Raw genomic sequence first — 14,987 nt, 5'->3', positions numbered from 1 at the left:
AGGCAGATCGGGTCGCTCCCCCAACGGGCGGACGACTCAATGGCGCGAGCGAGACGTGGGAAAGCCAGCTCAAGGTGGCTGCTCGCGGCGAGCCGCAATACCTCGATGACCGACCCGGATGACGCCCCAACGGCACGTCACTGCATTGCTCTGCGGCATTGCGCCGAGACAGATCTAACCGCCGACCGCAAAGTGAAGCGCGCGCGTCGGCTGCTCAGCGCAACAAGCCGGTCGTAGCGATGCGGCGCGCCTTCCGTCCCGCGCAGACATGGCCTGCGTCTCGCACAATGACCCGATCGAGGCCTTGGACCACGACGTCGAGGCGCGCCTTACCCGGCTGGGCCAGCCCTCGCACAGAGCTGCGCCTCCCTGGAAAACGTCCTGCGATACCGTCCTCCAGGCTGCGCTGCCCGCCGGCCGACCGCACGACGATTACGTCGCGTTGAGGACCCGTGATGGTAGCGGCAGGGTGCGCGGATGTTCCGGTTGACGCGGCCAACGTCACGCACTGCGGACGAACGGGGATCCAAGGCCGCCGAGTATGAAGGCACTGACGCGCAGGACGCCACGATCATTGGAAAGCCATGTTGCGCGAACCCGCGAGGATGCGTGACGGATAGGAGCGGCTGCCCGCGGGGCGCACTTCACGTCGGCCGGTGACAGCAGACACCTGCGGGCGGTCACGCACCTTCCCGCCGCCGCCGCGCGGGCCCACGAAACGGCGGAGCACGGACGCCCGCCCCCGCGGCTGCGTGCCCGGTCCTACCGCATCCCTGCCATCACGCCAACCCCGCCTGATGCCCCCTGCGATCGTGAAAAGTCAAGGAGAGGCAGGAGCAAGGGGACCGCACCACTGTGGACGCCTGCCGCTCCCGCGGACAGCTGCCAAAAGACGTGCCGACTTCGACCGCAGCCGACTGATCGTCAACTGTTCAGGGCGCCGAGGAATGCCAAAAGCGCCACATTCACCTCGCCAGGGCGTTCCTCGGCGATCCAGTGGCCGCAGCCGGGCAGGATGTGCGCCGGTCCGACGCTCGGGTGGAGCGTGGGCAGGGCGGGGAGGAGTTGGTCCATCCCCGGGAAACCGTAGACCAGGTCCCGATCGCCGGTGATGTAGCGGCCGGGCATCCGGTACTGCGCGCCGTCCCACGGGGCGGTCAGCTGCCAATTGCGGTCGAAGTTGCGGTACCAGTTGAGGGCGCTGGTGAACCCGGCTTCGGTGAACTCCGTCGCGAGTGTGTCGATGTCGGCCTCGGTGAGCCAGGCGGGAAGTTCCTCGGGGTCCTCGAAGAGGTCCAGGAATCCCTTGCCCGGTGGGACGAGCGGCTCGACCGGCGGGTCGCTGCGCGGGGTGTCGCCGCAGAGGCCGTACATCACGCGACGGAAGGTGGCGTGCGGGTCCTTCCCGAGCTCGGCCTCCGCGACGCCGGGGGTCTGGAAGTAGTTCCAGTAGAAGCGGCCGCCGAACAGCTCGCGCATCGCCTGCAGCGGAGGGCAGATCGGCATGTGTGTTCTGACGGTTCATGTTGCAGGCCCTTTCAGGCAAGTGACGAAATCCTCACTTACGACTGAAGCGTCAGTCAATACCACTGACGATTCCATCATTCTTGAAGGTTTCCGGGCGTCGTGGGCAGCTCAGCCCAACCTCGGAGAGGTGAGCGGCCCAGACCATGCACGCCAGGGCGACCATGCTGGTCTCACACGAGCCAACGGACGCCTTTCGCTATCGTTACGACCAGCACCGACATCGGACTCACTCATCAAGTAGGTCATGAGGACGGTGCTGAGCTCGGCCAGGCAACACCGTGTCGACAGCCGCCCGCTGTCGCCGGAACCGCCGATCCTGCTGGGTCGCCCTCAGCATGAGGGCACCGCGAGGTCTGCCGGCTGTGGCGCTTTAGGCTCACGGTCTCACTCCCGAATGTCGACGTAGATCAGTCCGGGAATGAGCACGGCGGTGGCAAGGTGCACCAGATCCAGCGATGCGCGGTTCCGAGGTCTCCTTCCCTGGGCTGGAGCCGGAAGTGAAGGTGCGTGACGCGCCGCGGGCAAGCGCTCTGGGAAGACGGGGCTGCCGGGCCTCGATGTCAGCGGAGCTGCAGGCGGGCTTGGTTCGGGATGTCGCCGAACCCGCCGCCGCGGAAGTCGCGGAAGGCCTGCTCGATTTCGCTCGCGCTGTTCATCACGAACGGGCCGCCCATCGCGACGACTGACCGATCGGCCCACCGCTATAGACCATGACAACGCTGCGCTCGTCGCCGCCGGCGGTCTCCAGCGCGATGGTCGAGAGCGAGGCCAGGGGCATGGGGCCGGACCGGCAATCTCCCCTGCGCACACGGGATGCCCGGCGACAGTCACCCTGCCGGACAGGACGTAGACGAAGGCACGATCCCGGCCGGGCAGCAGATGATCCAGGCGTCGGCAGGGCCCGACGGTGATCACCCTCCGGATATGGGCCAGTTGTTCAATGCGAGGACTTGGATGCCGCCGGCCTCGCCCGATATGAGGTCGATGCGGACACCGTCCGTCTCGACGACGGGGTGACGGACGGCCAGCAGGTCCTGGTAACGGTTGTCGACCATCTTCATCTCGCGCGGCAGGTTCACCCACAGCTGCAGGATGTGCGCCCGTTCGTTGCGGAAGGGGAGTTCGCGATGGATGATTCCGTGCCCTGCGGTCATCCACCGCACGCCTCCAGTGGTCAGCGCGCCAACATGACCGATGTTGTCACCGTGCTCCAGGACGCCGAGGACCCAGTGTGACCGTCTCGAGACCGCGATGAGGATGCCATTCGAAGCCCGGTGAGGAGAACCAGTCCTCGCTCGGCAGCAGGAACAGATCCGTGAGCTCCGAGCGGATGGTTGCGGACCGGCGCTGTTCACACGGCGCTGGCAGCCCAAAACGGGCGGACTCTTTGTGCTCCGGGTCCAAGAGTCGGTGCCGCGGTCGCAGGTTGACTGGACTGTGTGGGCGGCAGGAGTCGGCCACTCGGCCCGGCCACTCGGGCGTCCCCGTGGTGCTGCTGGAGCCTGCGTGGTCGGGCCGACGGTACTGGAGCACGGTGCGAGGCTGACATGGACAGTTTGATCGGAGCATGGGTTCTTGAGGACTTCTCGCTCACACGTGAGGGGACGGTCGTCCATCCGCTCGGGGAGCGCCCCAGCGGGGCGCTGCTCTACACCGCCGACGGGTGGATGAGCGCACTGCTGACAGCCCATCCCGAAGATGCCCCGGCCGCATCCGCGTTCGAGGAGATACCCAACGGGACCGTGGCATATGCCGGACGCTGGGAGCGCGAGGCGGACGGGCCCGTCATGCACCATATTCAGGCCAGTCACTACACACCCTGGACGGGGACGGCTCTGGTACGCGATGTCCAGCTCAGCCCGGGACGGCTGGAGCTGACAGCTGCCGGGGCCGACGAGTCCCAGATACGTCTGCTCTGGCGCCGGGCTGACGCCTGACGGCGTGGAACCGGGCCGGGAACCCGCCATGCGGCCCGAGCAGCGACAACGACTGACTGACTGATCATCCGCTCATCTTCTTTCTCCTTTTCCCTTTCCACTTTTCTCATATGGAGGTGTTGTGCCATGCGCACAGCCACGCTCAACAGCCGTCTCGTGCTCGTCTTCCCCGACGGTGCCGTGGACGTGGAGAAGGCCAGCGACGGGCTGTTCTCCTCGGACCCGCAGGCAGTCTTCGACCGCTGGGCCGAGTTCCGCGACTGGGCCCAGTCGCAGGCCGCGAGCGGCCACGAGCGGATCGCCGTGGTGGAACAGCAGCTGGGCGCGCCGGTTCCGCGCCCGCGGCAGGTCTTCGCGGTCGGGTTGAACTACGCCGACCACGTGGCGGAGTCGGGGGTCGCCGTACCGGAGCGTCCCGCTGTCTTCACCAAGTACGTCACGTCCCTGACCGGGCCCTACGCCACGGTCGAGCTGCCGAGTGCCCTGGTCGACTGGGAGGTCGAGCTGGTAGCGGTGATCGGTCGTGAGGCGTACCAGGTCGCCGCCTCGGACGCGTGGCAGTACGTGGCCGGCCTCACGCTCGGCCAGGACCTCTCCGAGCGCGGCATCCAGCTGTCGGGACAGGCGCCCCAGTTCTCCCTCGGCAAGTCCTTTCCCAACTTCAGCCCGACCGGGCCGGTGCTGGTTACCCCGGACGAGTTCGACAACCCCGACGACCTCGCGCTCGGCTGCGCGATCGACGGCGAGACCATGCAGGAGTCGCGCACCTCCCAGCTGATCTTCTCGGTGTCCCGGCAGATCGCCTGGATGTCGTCGATCTGCCCGCTGCTGCCCGGCGACCTGATCTTCACCGGCACTCCGGCAGGCGTGGGCGGCGCCCGGGACCCGCGCCGGTTCCTGGCGCCCGGCGAGGAACTGCGCAGCTGGATCGACGGCATCGGTGAGCTGCGCAATCCGCTGGTCGCCGGCCCCGGCTACCCCGAAGGCCCGCAGGCCGTCTGACGCGCGGCCCCCCACCCCTTCCTGAGTGCACCACCCGACATCGAAGCTCTTTGAGGAGACTGCCATGGCCCTGCACCGCGTGGCGCACATCACGATCGGGGTGCCCAATGTGGCCGACACCTCGGCCTACTACGCCGATTTCGGGCTGACGGACCTCGGCGACGGCCGATTCGCCACGGCCGACGGCGGCGAACAGCTCAAGATCGTTCACGCGACGCGGCGCCGCCTGGAGGAGCTCACCCTGAGCGCCGACGACCAGGACGACCTCGGGCGGATCGGCTCGGCCCTCGACCGGCTTGAGGTGCCGTTCGTCCGGGAGGCGTACCGCCTGCGCACGGTCGACCCGGGCACCGAGGTGACGGTGACGGTCGAGGTGCAGCCGCGCACCGTGCAGCCCGCAGCCGCGCGGATGCCGTACAACGCTCCTGGGCGGATCGAGCGGACCGGCGAGCGTGCCCCCGGCGTGTTGCGTGAGGGGCCGGTGTACGTCCGCCGCCTGGGACACGTCGTCCTGGGCTCCACCAACCAGAAGGCTTCCCAGCGCTTCTTCACCGACGGGCTCGGCTTCAAGGTCAGCGACCAGGTACCGGGCGCGGCGTTCCTGCGCTGCTCCACCGACCACCACAACGTCCTCGTCCAGGAGGCTCCCATCTCCTTCCTGCACCACACCTCATGGCAGGTGGACGACGTGGACGAGGTCGGACGCGGAGCCACCCGGATGCTGGAAGATCACCCCGAGCGCCATGTCTGGGGTCTGGGCCGCCACCAGCTGGGGTCGAACTTCTTCTGGTACCTCAAGGACCCGGCCGGCAACTTCTCCGAGTACTACTCCGACATGGACTGCATCGTCGACGACCAGCTGTGGACCCCGGGGATGTGGGAGGACGCCCGCGTCGCGCTGTACAACTGGGGCCCGCCGGTACCGCCGTCCTTCCTCCGTCCCGAGGACCTAGCCGCAATGATGACCGGCGCGCACGACGCCGGCTGACGAAGAAAAGGAACGCAGGCACGTTATGCGCACCTCTGCCAAGGGCCCCGCCGCGGAGGCCTACGACGTACTGATAGTCGGCGCCGGTCCGGTCGGGCTGGCCGCGGCCATCCAGCTGGCCACCCGCGGCCGCCGGGTCGGCATCGTCGAACGCTGGCCGCAGCAGTACCCGCTGCCGCGCGCGGTTGTCTTCGACCATGAGGCCGGCCGCATCCTGGCATCGCTGGGGGTGGACATGGCCGCTGTCAGTGAACCCGCTGTGGACTACGAGTGGCGCAACGGAGAGGGTCAGCAACTACTCCATTACGACTTCTCTGACGGCAGCCACTCCGGCTGGCCCAACCTGAGCGCGTTCAACCAGCCCACCTTGGAAGCGGCCTTGAACGAGCGCGTCCGGTCGATGCCGGAGATCGACATCCTGCGCGGCTGGGAAGCCGTCGGCGTCGAGGCGGGCCCCGCGACGGTGGAAGTCACTGTGGCGGAGAGCGCCGGAGACGAGCCCCTGCTCCGTGACGGAGTACGGGCGAAGCGCACTCTCCGGGCCGCGTACGTGGTCGGCTGCGACGGCGCCAACAGCTTCATCCGCTCGTGCATGCGCACATCGGTCACCGACCTCGGCTTCAAGTTCGACTGGCTGGTCCTCGACGTCATCCCCCATGACCGGGACCGCGAATGGACGCCAAGGAACCTTCAGCTCTGCGATCCGGCCCGGCCGACCACGGCGGTGGTCGGCGGCCCGGGCCGCCGTCGCTGGGAGTTCATGCGCCTGCCCGGCGAGTCCATCGCCGAGCTCAGTAAGGCCGAGACCGCCTGGAAGCTGCTCGAGCCGTGGGACCTGCACCCGGACAACGCCACCATGGAGCGGCAAACCGTCTACACCTTCCAGGCACGCTGGGCGGACTCCTGGCGCGACGGCAGGCTGCTGCTGGCCGGGGACGCGGCCCACCAGATGCCGCCATTCGCTGGGCAGGGCCTGTGCTCGGGCCTCCGTGACGCCATCAACCTGAGCTGGAAGCTCGACCTGGTGCTGTCCGGGAAGGCCGAGGACAGTCTGCTGGACACCTACACCACCGAGCGATGCCAGCATCTGCAGCATGCGATCGAGAAGTCTGTGGGCCTCGGCAGGGTCATCTGCGAGCCGGACCCGGCCGCGGCCGCAGAGCGCGACGCCCGCATGATCGCCGACCAGCAGACAGGCCGCGTACCGCAAGGAGATCAGTTTCTGGTGACTTTCACCGGCGGACTGCTGGACCGCGACTGCACCGGGGCCACGGCTGAGCCGACCGGGCAGCTCAGCCGGCAGGGACGGGTGCGGGTCGGGGACCGTACCGGCATGTTCGACGAAGCCGTCGGCATCGGGCTCACCCTGCTCACCAACGGTGATCCGCGTGACGGGCTCGACGAGGAGACCCTGGCCTGGTGTGAAGAGGTCGGGCTCCGTCTGCTCAGGATCACCGACGACCCGGCGGCGAACGGCCCCGACGACGTCGTCGATCTCGACCGCACCTACCTGGCCGACCTTACCCGTAAGGGCCTCGAGGCCATGCTGGTGCGCCCCGACTTCTACGTCTTCGGCGGCGCCAAGAGCACGGCCGACCTCCCGCGTCTGGTGGCTGCGCTGCGCGGCGGACTCACGGCGGTATCCGCCCCGGAGCTCACCGCTTGAGCCGTGGGCACCACAACTGGAGCCCACGGCCAGCCTTTGCGAACACAGCGACGCGCGGCATCGGGGCCGGGGATCACCGCGCCGCCCCGTGCCGTCGCGTGGAGTGAACAACCCCGGCCGGTGAACGGTGCAACCGTCCCGGCCGGGTAGAACGCCTCCTGCCGCGTGGCCGCACCCGTCAGCGGCGACGTCCGCGCCTGCTCGACTCTCCGGGGGAAGATATGATCTTCGTGGCCCGGGTGGCAGCGGCGAGCAGCCCGCTCGCCCGCCTCACCGGCGACGGAGGGACGGGAACGTGACGGGTGAGTGGCTCCAGTGGTTGCGGCCGGACCCCGCACGCCCCACCGAGACCGTCCTGTCGCCGGCGGACCTTGCCGCGGCCCGGGCAGAGCTCGGCCCTGCCCCGGTCCAGTGGGCCCTCCAGAGCGCCGACGCCATCGCAGAGGAAGTCATCAGGAGGGTGCCCGAGCACGGCGGCGGCCCCGCCGCCACGACTACCCTGAGACGTGTGACCCAGTCGGCGGTGCTGACGGGATTGCACTTGATGATGTCCGACTTCAACGCCCCCATCCCCCCTCTCGCCGAGGAAGCGCTGGAAGGATGCCGGGAGTTCGCGCGCCGCGGCATCCCGCTGGAGCTCGTCCTGCGCGGAGTGCGGCTCGGACACGCCCACTTGACGCGCGGCCTGGCAGCAGGAGTCGAGGAGCACGTCCCGGCCGACCAGCGTCTGGCCGAGATGCGCCGGATCGAGGACCTGCTGTTCACCTACGTCGACGCCCATTCGAGCGTGATGGCCGAGGAGTACATCGCCGAACGGGACCGCTGGCGCGGCAGTGACGAAGCTGCCCGCCGCGCGGTCATCGACGAAGTACTGGCCGGGCGCCCGGTCGACCAAGAAGCCGCCGCGCTGCGTCTGCGGTACGACCTGTCTCGCACGCATGTGGCCGCAGTGCTGTGGAGCGACGGCACCGCCTCTTCCGCGCCCGCCGCAGAACATCTTTACCGCGCGGCCTCCAATATGGCCCGCGCCCTGGAGACGGCCAGGACGCTCATCGTCCCGGCCCACGACAACGACGTGTGGGCATGGTTCGCCGTCGGCGGCGAGAACGCCGATGACCTCATCCGCTCCTTGCCCAGCTCTCTGCCCCAGCCGGCAGGGGTGCGTGCGGCTCTCGGCCCGCCGGCACCAGGGCCCCGCGGCATGCGGCGCAGCCATATGGGGGCGCTGCAGGCACAACGGATGGCATTGCGCGGTTCGGAGTACTGGCTCTGCGACTACAGGAACATCCGCCTGGCGGCCCTCGTCACGGCTGACTCCGAACGCGCACGCTGGTTCGTTCAGGAGGTCCTCGGGCCGCTAGCGGCCGAGGGAGGCCGCCTGCGTGAGTTGCGCGAAACCCTGCGCATCTACCTCGCCGAAGGACGCAGCCCCCGCACGGCGGCCGAGCGCCTGCACATTGCCCGCAACACCGTGACCTACCGCGTCAAGCGCGCTGAGGAATTACTGCCCACAGCTACCACGGCACTCAGCTCACTGGAACTGCGCGTAGCGCTCGAAATCGCGAATGCCTCGCCAACCGGCACGTCGGCCGTCAATTGAAGTCTCGCTGTCTTGTGTCGCGGACTTCCTGGCGCCTGCCCCGGTAGCCACGTTCGTAGATCATTGGGATGAGGAAGCTGCCATGACCGGGCTCGGGTCTCGACGAAGAGGGCTTTCCGTTGTGCGCCAGGGGCCCCACCCGTTTGTGTGGGCGGACTCCCCCGCCGGTCGTGCCGCAAGCGGGTGACGGGAAGTCGTCCCCCGTCCGAGACCGGCATGGACGCGCGAGGCGGAAAGACGCGTGACGAATGGCAAGACGGTGGACTGCAAGGTCAAAGGACCGGTCCGGCATCACGTGCACGGTCATGATGCCGCTGTATTCAGCCATAGCCAACGATCCCCCAGGCGTTCGGTTAGCCAAAGAAGGACACACGCTCCGCCCGACAAGCCCCACACCCAATGCCACGACGCGCAGGGGAAACTGGCGCCGTGCAGCGAAGGCCAGCCATAGCCCGGCTGCCGCCCGCGGGGCGGCCAACTGCAAAAACTCGCACCCATCACTTGAGCCGTCCGCATAGGGCGGCCGACGGCTCAGGGGGCCTCGGTCACGAGCCCCCTTCACATGGTGTCCTCAACGAGCTCCCGCAACCTAGCCATTCCCAGGAACAGCAGTTACAGGGTGGCAGCGGCGGCCGTGTGGTGGTCATGGCGCGCGAGATCGGCCAGGACGTCAAGGACGTGCTCATCGAAGCCCTGCGGCCGGGGGAAGGACCCGACACCGTGGAGCGTGGCAGACCTCAGCCCAATCTCCCTCATGGACTCCAGCGGCAACACCGTCTTCTGCCATCCATCGACTGGTGAGTGACGCACATGGGTGTGGCGCATCGTTAGTGCCGAGGAACCCGTATTGCGAGGCATTGCCTGGACGTCCAGCCACGGAACGGCAGCATGCGAAGTCAGTGCCCCGCAACGACGCCCGACAGCTCGTTGGTGCTCTCCGGCAGGGTGACGGAGGTGATCTTCTTGCCGCTCTCCAGGTCGATGGCGTGCAGGGCCTTCTTGCTGGGATCGGAGACGTACGCGGTGGCGTCGCGGACGAACAGGGTGGGCCGGGCCTCCTGCCAATCCAAGGGCTCCTGCCACTTACCCACGGCGGGGATCTTCTTCTCGATCTCGCCGCTGTCCGGGTCGATGACGTGGATAGCGCCGTCGGTACCGAGAACGAGGGCCTCGCCCTCCGGGCCGCGGGCCAGTGAGCGGAAGGAGTAGCTGGTGCCCAGGTCGACCAGACGCAGCTTCTTCTTCTCGGTGTCGATGAGGGAGACACGGGTGGGCCGCTCCAGCTCGGCCTCCGGGTCCGTCTTGTAGTCGCCCAGGAGGACCGGGGAGGTGTCGCTGCCAGCCTGGTTGCCGATGCGTCCGTAGTCGTCGGGGGCGTCGACCTTGGTGAATGCGCCGTCCTTGTAAATCAGGATGCCATCCTCGCAGCCGACGGCGATGGCCTCGTTCTGGGCGGCCGCCTCACCGTGCACGCCGGGGCACTGCTCGTTGCGTGTGATCTCCTTGGTGTTCTCGTCCAGTACCAGCGCGCCTGTCCGCTTCTCCTCGGTGCCCAGCGTGCTGAGGAGTTCGGCGTTCTCCAGTTCGATGGCGACACCGTGGTGCGCCTCAGCAGAGGTGTAGGTGCGTCCTTCCGGCTTCTCGCCACTGCTCAGGTCGGCGGGGTCGAAGACGTTGACCTCTCCGGTGCCGTCGGTGAACAGCACCGTCTTGCCCGCGTGACGTACGACGTGGCCGGGCTTGGAACCCTTGTACTCGATGTCGGTGAGGGCCTGCCCGGTGGCGTTCAGCACGCGGAAACCGGTGTCGGTGGAGACGATGACATGGTCCTCGTCGCCCGCGGGGTTGACCCGGTTGAAGCCGGAGAGCTCGATGGTCTTGGTTAGCCTGAGGCTCTCGCCGTCCAGGATGTACAGTCCGCCGTCGAAAGTGGTGACCAGCGGGTTCTTGACCGCGGCGGCGGGCGCGGCACTCGCGGTGCCCTCGGCCTTGGCGTCGGAGGAGGAGTCCCCCTCTCCGCAGGCGGTCAGAACCGTGGACACGGCCAGGGCGAGTGCCATTCCCGTGAGGGCTCTGTTGCGTATCGACTTGCTCATCGACGTGTTCCTTTCCGCGGCGGGCGGTGGTGGCAGTGGTGTGTGACGGTTTCGGCCCGGTCGGCCGGTGTCCGTTGGGATTCAGGGAGTCAGTTGCCGCTTGAGCCGTCGGTCAGGCCGTCGGTCATGGCGGTGGTGTTGGCGCGCATCATCCGCAGATAGGTGTCGGGACCTTCGCCCTGCGCGGTCAGCGACTCCGAGTAGAGCGCGACGACCTGGACCCGGCCGCCCAGTTCCGTACGCAGGACTTCGGCGAGTCGTGTGGGCTGGGAGGAGTCGGCGAACACGGTTCGTACGCCGGCCCTTTCCATCGCGTCGGTGAGCGAGCGCAAGTCGGAGGAGCTGGGTGAGGCCAGCGTTGTGCCGCTGGGAATGACCGCGCCGATCACCTGGAAGCCGAAGCGGTCAGCGAGGTAGCCGAAGACGTGGTGGTTGGTCACCAGGGCACGCTTGTCCTTGGGAACGCGCTCGAAGGACTTCTCCATCCAGGTGGTGAGGTCGGCAAGTTCTTCGCCGTAGCGATCGGCATTGGCGCGTATCGCGTTGCCGTCCACGCCGTCGACGTGCTCGATCACCTGATCGGCTATCAGGCCGGTGGCCCGACGCACCCGGTCGGGATCGGTCCAGAAGTGCGGGTCGGACTGTTCATCCTCTTGCTCCGGGCCTCCGTCGTCGGCTGTATGGAAGGTGAGCGGGTCGGCCGCCTCGCCGACGGCGAAGGTGGCGACGCCGGACTCGCGGGCGGCGCCCACGTGCCGCAGTACGTTTTCCTCAAGTCCCAGGCCGTTGTAGACAACCAGGTCGGCCCGCTCCAGCTCGGCTGCCTGGACCGCCGACAGGCCGAAGGAGTGCGGGTCGGCGTTGGGCTTCATCAGCACGGTGATGTCGGCTTCGTCACCCACGATCTCCCGGGTGATGTCGCCGAGGATGTTGGTCGTGACGACGATGCTCGGCTGGTCCTGACCGGTGGTGCAAGCCGTGGCGGCAGCGGCCGTGACGAGGGCGAGCAGGCCCACGGCCAGACGGCGCAGCCGTGCCACGCTCACCCGCACGCGCTGCTTCGCCGCGATCCGGCTCATCGGCCGGTCTCCGCCATGAGGACCGGCTCGATGTCCAGATCAAAGGAGCGCGCGATGCGCAGGTCGTCGTTGTAGTCGATCTCGAACACCTTCTTGCCCTCGGGGTCGTTGACGTAGGCGCGGCTGCGGTCGACTTCGATGACGGGGGTGCTGCCGTCGGTGTCGGCCCGCTCTTCTCCGGTCAGGAGCGGCTTGGTCCGCGTGATCTGCTTCCCGGTGGCGATGTCGTAACCGTGCAGCGAGCCGTCGGTCTCCAGGACGAGCAGTGGGGAGCCCGATCCGGCCGTGTTGGCGGCGACGACGGGCCCGGTGCTCACCCGGGTCCAGGTCCGCTCGGTGACATCCAGGACCCATACGGCGTCGTCCCCGGCCGGTGCTGTGAGGGTGTCGCTGCCGGGTCGCTGGCGGAACGAGGCGGCCCTTTCCTTCGCCGAGACGTCTTCGCCGTAGGGAATCTTTTCGGCGGTGAAGGCGCCGTCCTCCTCACGGACGAGCAGGGCACCGTCGGCGCAGCCCAGGACCACGCCGCGCCGGGTGACGGCGTCACCTCGCGGCTCCTCGCACTCCACGTCCGGGGAGGCGACGCGCTGGCCCTTGCGGTCGAGCACGACGAGCTTCGTGGTGCCGCCCTCGTCCGCGAAGGCCAGCAAGTGCCCCTCGTGCGGCACGACGGCGCCGGCGTAGGTGCCCACCAACGTCCGGGAAGACGCGATCTGGCCCTTGTCCAGCTTGCTCCGGTCGTAAAGGGTGGTCTGCCCGTCCTCGTCGGTCGCTGCGGTCACGGCGACGTCACTGCGCACCTGCGCCTGACCGCCCACGGGAAGCTCACCGACGTCACGTATCGCCGCGCTGTAGTAGTGAACGTGGTCGCCGTGGTCCACCCTCCAAACGCCGCTGTCGAGCACATGCGTGCCGCCGGAGGCGTGGAGGTAGCCGAACCTTCCGTCCGTGCCCAGCCGTACGGCACCTTCTACTTGTGCCGTCTTGTGCACCTTGCCGGTGATGAGGTCGAGCACCCGGCTGTTTCCGCTGTCGGGGTCGTTGAGGAGCAGGCGGGACTGCTGCTCGGCGGCCTCCTGTGCTCCCTCGACGTACCCGTGCGGAGTGGCGGACGAGGAACTTGCCGCGGGTCGGGAGTCGTTGTCTTTCTCTTCCGCGCAGCTCGTAGCGAGCAACGCGGTGAGTACCAGTACAGCCGGAGCCCACGGAGTGACGTTTCTGCGGACGGTCATGACGATCGCCTCAGGCTTCTTTCCGTTGACTTCAAGGGCGGGGGTTGGACGAGGCGCGCACGGTGGTGACGTAGGCCGGACACCACGTGGGAGAGGAAGAACTGACTCACCGCAAGGGCCGATACGGTCGCGCCAGCGGCCGTGCCCAGGTGCCAGGACAGCAGCAGGCCGCCGAACGTGGCCGCGCCGCCGAGGAGTGCAGCGAGCGTCATGACCCCGCGTACGCTGCGCGCCCACGGCAGGGCCGCCGCCGGCGGAGCGATAAGCAGGCCGAGGACCAGCAGCGTTCCCACGATGTGGAACGAGGCCACGATCGCCAGACCGAGCAGGCCGAGCAGCATGGCGTGGGTCAGCCGCGGACGCAGCCCCAGGGTCTGAGCCTTGCGTGAGTCGAACGCCAGGGCCAGGAAAGCGCGGTGGCCGAAGACCGAAACCACCAGCGCCGCGAACAGTGCCGCCGCCAGCAGGAAGAGGTCCTGCTGCCGGACGGCGAGGACGTCACCGAACAGGAAGCCGGTCAGGTCCACCGCGAAGGACTGCGAGCGCGACACAATGATCACGCCGAGTGAGAGCATGCTGACGAAGAGCAGTCCGATGCCGGTGTCCTGGGGCAGCCTCGGCGTACGTCCCAGTACGGTGACGCCCGCCGTCATGACCGCGGCGCTGGCCACTGCGCCCACCAGCAGGTTCCCGCCGAACAGTGAGGCGAGCGCGACCCCCGGCAGCAGACCGTGAGACATGGCGTCGCCAAGGAAGGCCATCCCCCTCAGGACCACCCAGGTGCCCGCCAGCGCGCAGATCGCGGACACGAGCATCCCGCCCCATAGGGCTCGCTGCACGAAGGTCACTTCGAACGGGGCTGTCAACCATTCCATGAGCGAGGACACTACAATGAAAATCATGTTCAAAAAACCCGACCCTTCGCCCACCTCGCCCCAAAAGCGGACCCCCCGCATCCGTTGCACCGAGCTGTCAGCCGGCTATCCGGGACACCCGGTCCTCCAGCAACTCAATGCACAGATACCGAAGTTGGCCACGACGGCACTCGTCGGACCGAACGGCAGCGGCAAGTCCACCCTGCTCGGCGTTCTCGCCGGTGTGATCCCTCCGACATCCGGCGCGGTCCACCACGACGGAGAACGACCACCTGCCTTCGTACCGCAGCGCGGAGCCGTCGGCGACAACCTGCCGCTCACCGTCCGACAGACCGTGGAGATGGGACGCTGGGGCGAGCGCGGACCGTGGCGGCGGCTGACCCGCCAGGACCACTCGGCCGTGGACTCCGCGCTGGACCGACTCAGCATCCGAGACCTCGCCTCACGCCAACTGGGAGAACTGTCCGGCGGGCAGCGTCAACGCGCCCTCATCGCTCAAGGGTTGGCACAGGAATCGGACCTGCTGCTTCTCGACGAACCGACCACGGGCCTGGACCCGGAGGCCAGGAAACGGATCGGGGAACTGCTGACCACGCTGGTCGCAGACGGCGTGACGGTCGTCCAGGCCACGCACGACCTGGCGGTCGCACGCACGGCGGACGCCTGCCTCCTGCTCAAGGACGGCCGCCTCGCCGGACAGGGGCATCCCGACCGAGTCCTCACCACGTCCACGATGGCCCGGATCTGGCAACCGCTCTGAACCACCGGAACTTCTACCCGTCCCGGACCCGCTCGCCCTGTTCGGCGACCCGTAGCCACAGCCCAGTTGAGCACCACGGTCCATGTGGCGGGTCGGACCGCGATCGTCATCAGGGTTGTCAAATGAAGGTGGAGGTGACTGCGCTAGACATCGCTATGGCAAGTTTCCGCAGCAGCATGTCCGCTCAAGGCGGGGCGTGGGCACTGCCCTTGTCGGCAGGCCTCA

Annotated in this window: 14 protein-coding genes; 7 read left to right on the top strand and 7 right to left on the bottom strand. The window is 68.1% G+C overall.

Annotation, left to right across the window (positions count from 1 at the left end):
- Positions 1 to 924 precede the first annotated feature (924 nt).
- The 3 genes from RPQ07_RS37085 to RPQ07_RS37075 all read right to left on the bottom strand — a co-directional run bounded on the left by RPQ07_RS37085 (position 925) and on the right by RPQ07_RS37075 (position 3,143).
- A complete protein-coding gene (locus tag RPQ07_RS37085; protein ID WP_313948660.1) occupies positions 925 to 1,479 on the bottom strand; it encodes an alpha/beta hydrolase in 555 nt (184 codons plus the stop codon).
- Between the two features lie 608 nt (positions 1,480 to 2,087).
- Positions 2,088 to 2,201 carry a pirin-like C-terminal cupin domain-containing protein gene (locus RPQ07_RS37080; RefSeq protein WP_313948659.1) on the bottom strand — a complete coding sequence of 38 codons (114 nt, stop codon included), beginning with the start codon at positions 2,199 to 2,201 and terminating at the stop codon, positions 2,088 to 2,090.
- Positions 2,202 to 2,438: 237 nt separating this feature from the next.
- On the bottom strand, positions 2,439 to 3,143 hold the full coding sequence (locus RPQ07_RS37075; protein ID WP_313948658.1) for a pirin family protein: 705 nt from the start codon (positions 3,141 to 3,143) through the stop codon (positions 2,439 to 2,441).
- Between RPQ07_RS37075 and RPQ07_RS37070 the strand changes: the two genes are divergently transcribed.
- From RPQ07_RS37070 to RPQ07_RS37045, 6 genes are all read left to right on the top strand, one after another.
- The gene (locus RPQ07_RS37070; RefSeq protein ID WP_313948657.1) at positions 3,075 to 3,464 is read left to right on the top strand and encodes a lipocalin-like domain-containing protein; all 390 of its coding nucleotides are present in this window, start codon (positions 3,075 to 3,077) and stop codon (positions 3,462 to 3,464) included. The two genes, RPQ07_RS37075 and RPQ07_RS37070, sit on opposite strands and share 69 nt — an antisense overlap.
- Positions 3,465 to 3,590: 126 nt before the next feature.
- Positions 3,591 to 4,466 carry a fumarylacetoacetate hydrolase family protein gene (locus RPQ07_RS37065; protein ID WP_313948655.1) on the top strand — a complete coding sequence of 292 codons (876 nt, stop codon included), beginning with the start codon at positions 3,591 to 3,593 and terminating at the stop codon, positions 4,464 to 4,466.
- Between the two features lie 64 nt (positions 4,467 to 4,530).
- Positions 4,531 to 5,454 (top strand): VOC family protein, encoded by a 924-nt coding sequence (locus RPQ07_RS37060; RefSeq protein WP_313948654.1) that lies wholly within the window; start codon positions 4,531 to 4,533, stop codon positions 5,452 to 5,454.
- A 25-nt stretch (positions 5,455 to 5,479) separates the two neighbouring features.
- A complete protein-coding gene (locus tag RPQ07_RS37055) occupies positions 5,480 to 7,120 on the top strand; it encodes a bifunctional 3-(3-hydroxy-phenyl)propionate/3-hydroxycinnamic acid hydroxylase (RefSeq protein ID WP_313948653.1) in 1,641 nt (546 codons plus the stop codon).
- Between the two features lie 508 nt (positions 7,121 to 7,628).
- Entirely contained in the window at positions 7,629 to 8,720 is a 1,092-nt protein-coding gene (locus RPQ07_RS37050; protein ID WP_313948652.1) for a PucR family transcriptional regulator, read from the top strand.
- A gap of 645 nt (positions 8,721 to 9,365) precedes the next feature.
- Positions 9,366 to 9,521, top strand: a complete 156-nt coding sequence (locus RPQ07_RS37045) for a hypothetical protein (protein WP_313948651.1) — start codon at positions 9,366 to 9,368, stop codon at positions 9,519 to 9,521.
- Between the two features lie 95 nt (positions 9,522 to 9,616).
- Here the strand turns inward: RPQ07_RS37045 and aztD are convergent, their stop codons facing one another.
- The 4 genes from aztD to aztB form a co-directional block, all read right to left on the bottom strand.
- Positions 9,617 to 10,816: a zinc metallochaperone AztD gene (aztD, locus tag RPQ07_RS37040; RefSeq protein WP_313948650.1), complete on the bottom strand. Its 1,200-nt coding sequence runs from the start codon at positions 10,814 to 10,816 to the stop codon at positions 9,617 to 9,619.
- A gap of 89 nt (positions 10,817 to 10,905) precedes the next feature.
- Positions 10,906 to 11,895 (bottom strand): zinc ABC transporter substrate-binding protein AztC, encoded by a 990-nt coding sequence (gene aztC / locus RPQ07_RS37035; protein WP_313948649.1) that lies wholly within the window; start codon positions 11,893 to 11,895, stop codon positions 10,906 to 10,908.
- On the bottom strand, positions 11,892 to 13,127 hold the full coding sequence (locus tag RPQ07_RS37030; protein WP_313948648.1) for a hypothetical protein: 1,236 nt from the start codon (positions 13,125 to 13,127) through the stop codon (positions 11,892 to 11,894). Before RPQ07_RS37030 ends, aztC begins: the two co-directional genes overlap by 4 nt.
- The gene (aztB, locus tag RPQ07_RS37025; protein WP_313949139.1) at positions 13,124 to 14,002 is read right to left on the bottom strand and encodes a zinc ABC transporter permease AztB; all 879 of its coding nucleotides are present in this window, start codon (positions 14,000 to 14,002) and stop codon (positions 13,124 to 13,126) included. The genes RPQ07_RS37030 and aztB overlap by 4 nt, the downstream gene beginning before the upstream one ends.
- Positions 14,003 to 14,018: 16 nt before the next feature.
- On the opposite strand from aztB, the gene aztA reads away from it, so the two are divergent.
- On the top strand, positions 14,019 to 14,762 hold the full coding sequence (gene aztA / locus RPQ07_RS37020; RefSeq protein ID WP_313948647.1) for a zinc ABC transporter ATP-binding protein AztA: 744 nt from the start codon (positions 14,019 to 14,021) through the stop codon (positions 14,760 to 14,762).
- The last annotated feature ends 225 nt before the right edge of the window (positions 14,763 to 14,987 follow it).

The sequence above is a fragment of the Streptomyces sp. AM8-1-1 genome (assembly GCF_032229325.1).
Classification (GTDB): domain Bacteria; phylum Actinomycetota; class Actinomycetes; order Streptomycetales; family Streptomycetaceae; genus Streptomyces; species Streptomyces achmelvichensis.
Note: the sequence above shows the minus strand (reverse complement) of the source record. Positions and strands in the feature narration are given on the sequence as shown.

Coding starts and splice junctions, on each gene's coding strand:
- RPQ07_RS37085 (WP_313948660.1), bottom strand. CDS start 1,479: ATGCGCGAGCTGTTCGGCGGCCGCTTCTACTGGAACTACTTCCAGACC.
- RPQ07_RS37080 (WP_313948659.1), bottom strand. CDS start 2,201: ATGGGCGGCCCGTTCGTGATGAACAGCGCGAGCGAAATCGAGCAGGCC.
- RPQ07_RS37070 (WP_313948657.1), top strand. CDS start 3,075: ATGGACAGTTTGATCGGAGCATGGGTTCTTGAGGACTTCTCGCTCACA.
- RPQ07_RS37075 (WP_313948658.1), bottom strand. CDS start 3,143: ATGGACGACCGTCCCCTCACGTGTGAGCGAGAAGTCCTCAAGAACCCA.
- RPQ07_RS37065 (WP_313948655.1), top strand. CDS start 3,591: ATGCGCACAGCCACGCTCAACAGCCGTCTCGTGCTCGTCTTCCCCGAC.
- RPQ07_RS37060 (WP_313948654.1), top strand. CDS start 4,531: ATGGCCCTGCACCGCGTGGCGCACATCACGATCGGGGTGCCCAATGTG.
- RPQ07_RS37055 (WP_313948653.1), top strand. CDS start 5,480: ATGCGCACCTCTGCCAAGGGCCCCGCCGCGGAGGCCTACGACGTACTG.
- RPQ07_RS37045 (WP_313948651.1), top strand. CDS start 9,366: ATGGCGCGCGAGATCGGCCAGGACGTCAAGGACGTGCTCATCGAAGCC.
- aztD (WP_313948650.1), bottom strand. CDS start 10,816: ATGAGCAAGTCGATACGCAACAGAGCCCTCACGGGAATGGCACTCGCC.
- aztC (WP_313948649.1), bottom strand. CDS start 11,895: ATGAGCCGGATCGCGGCGAAGCAGCGCGTGCGGGTGAGCGTGGCACGG.
- RPQ07_RS37030 (WP_313948648.1), bottom strand. CDS start 13,127: ATGACCGTCCGCAGAAACGTCACTCCGTGGGCTCCGGCTGTACTGGTA.
- aztB (WP_313949139.1), bottom strand. CDS start 14,002: ATGGAATGGTTGACAGCCCCGTTCGAAGTGACCTTCGTGCAGCGAGCC.
- aztA (WP_313948647.1), top strand. CDS start 14,019: ATGAAAATCATGTTCAAAAAACCCGACCCTTCGCCCACCTCGCCCCAA.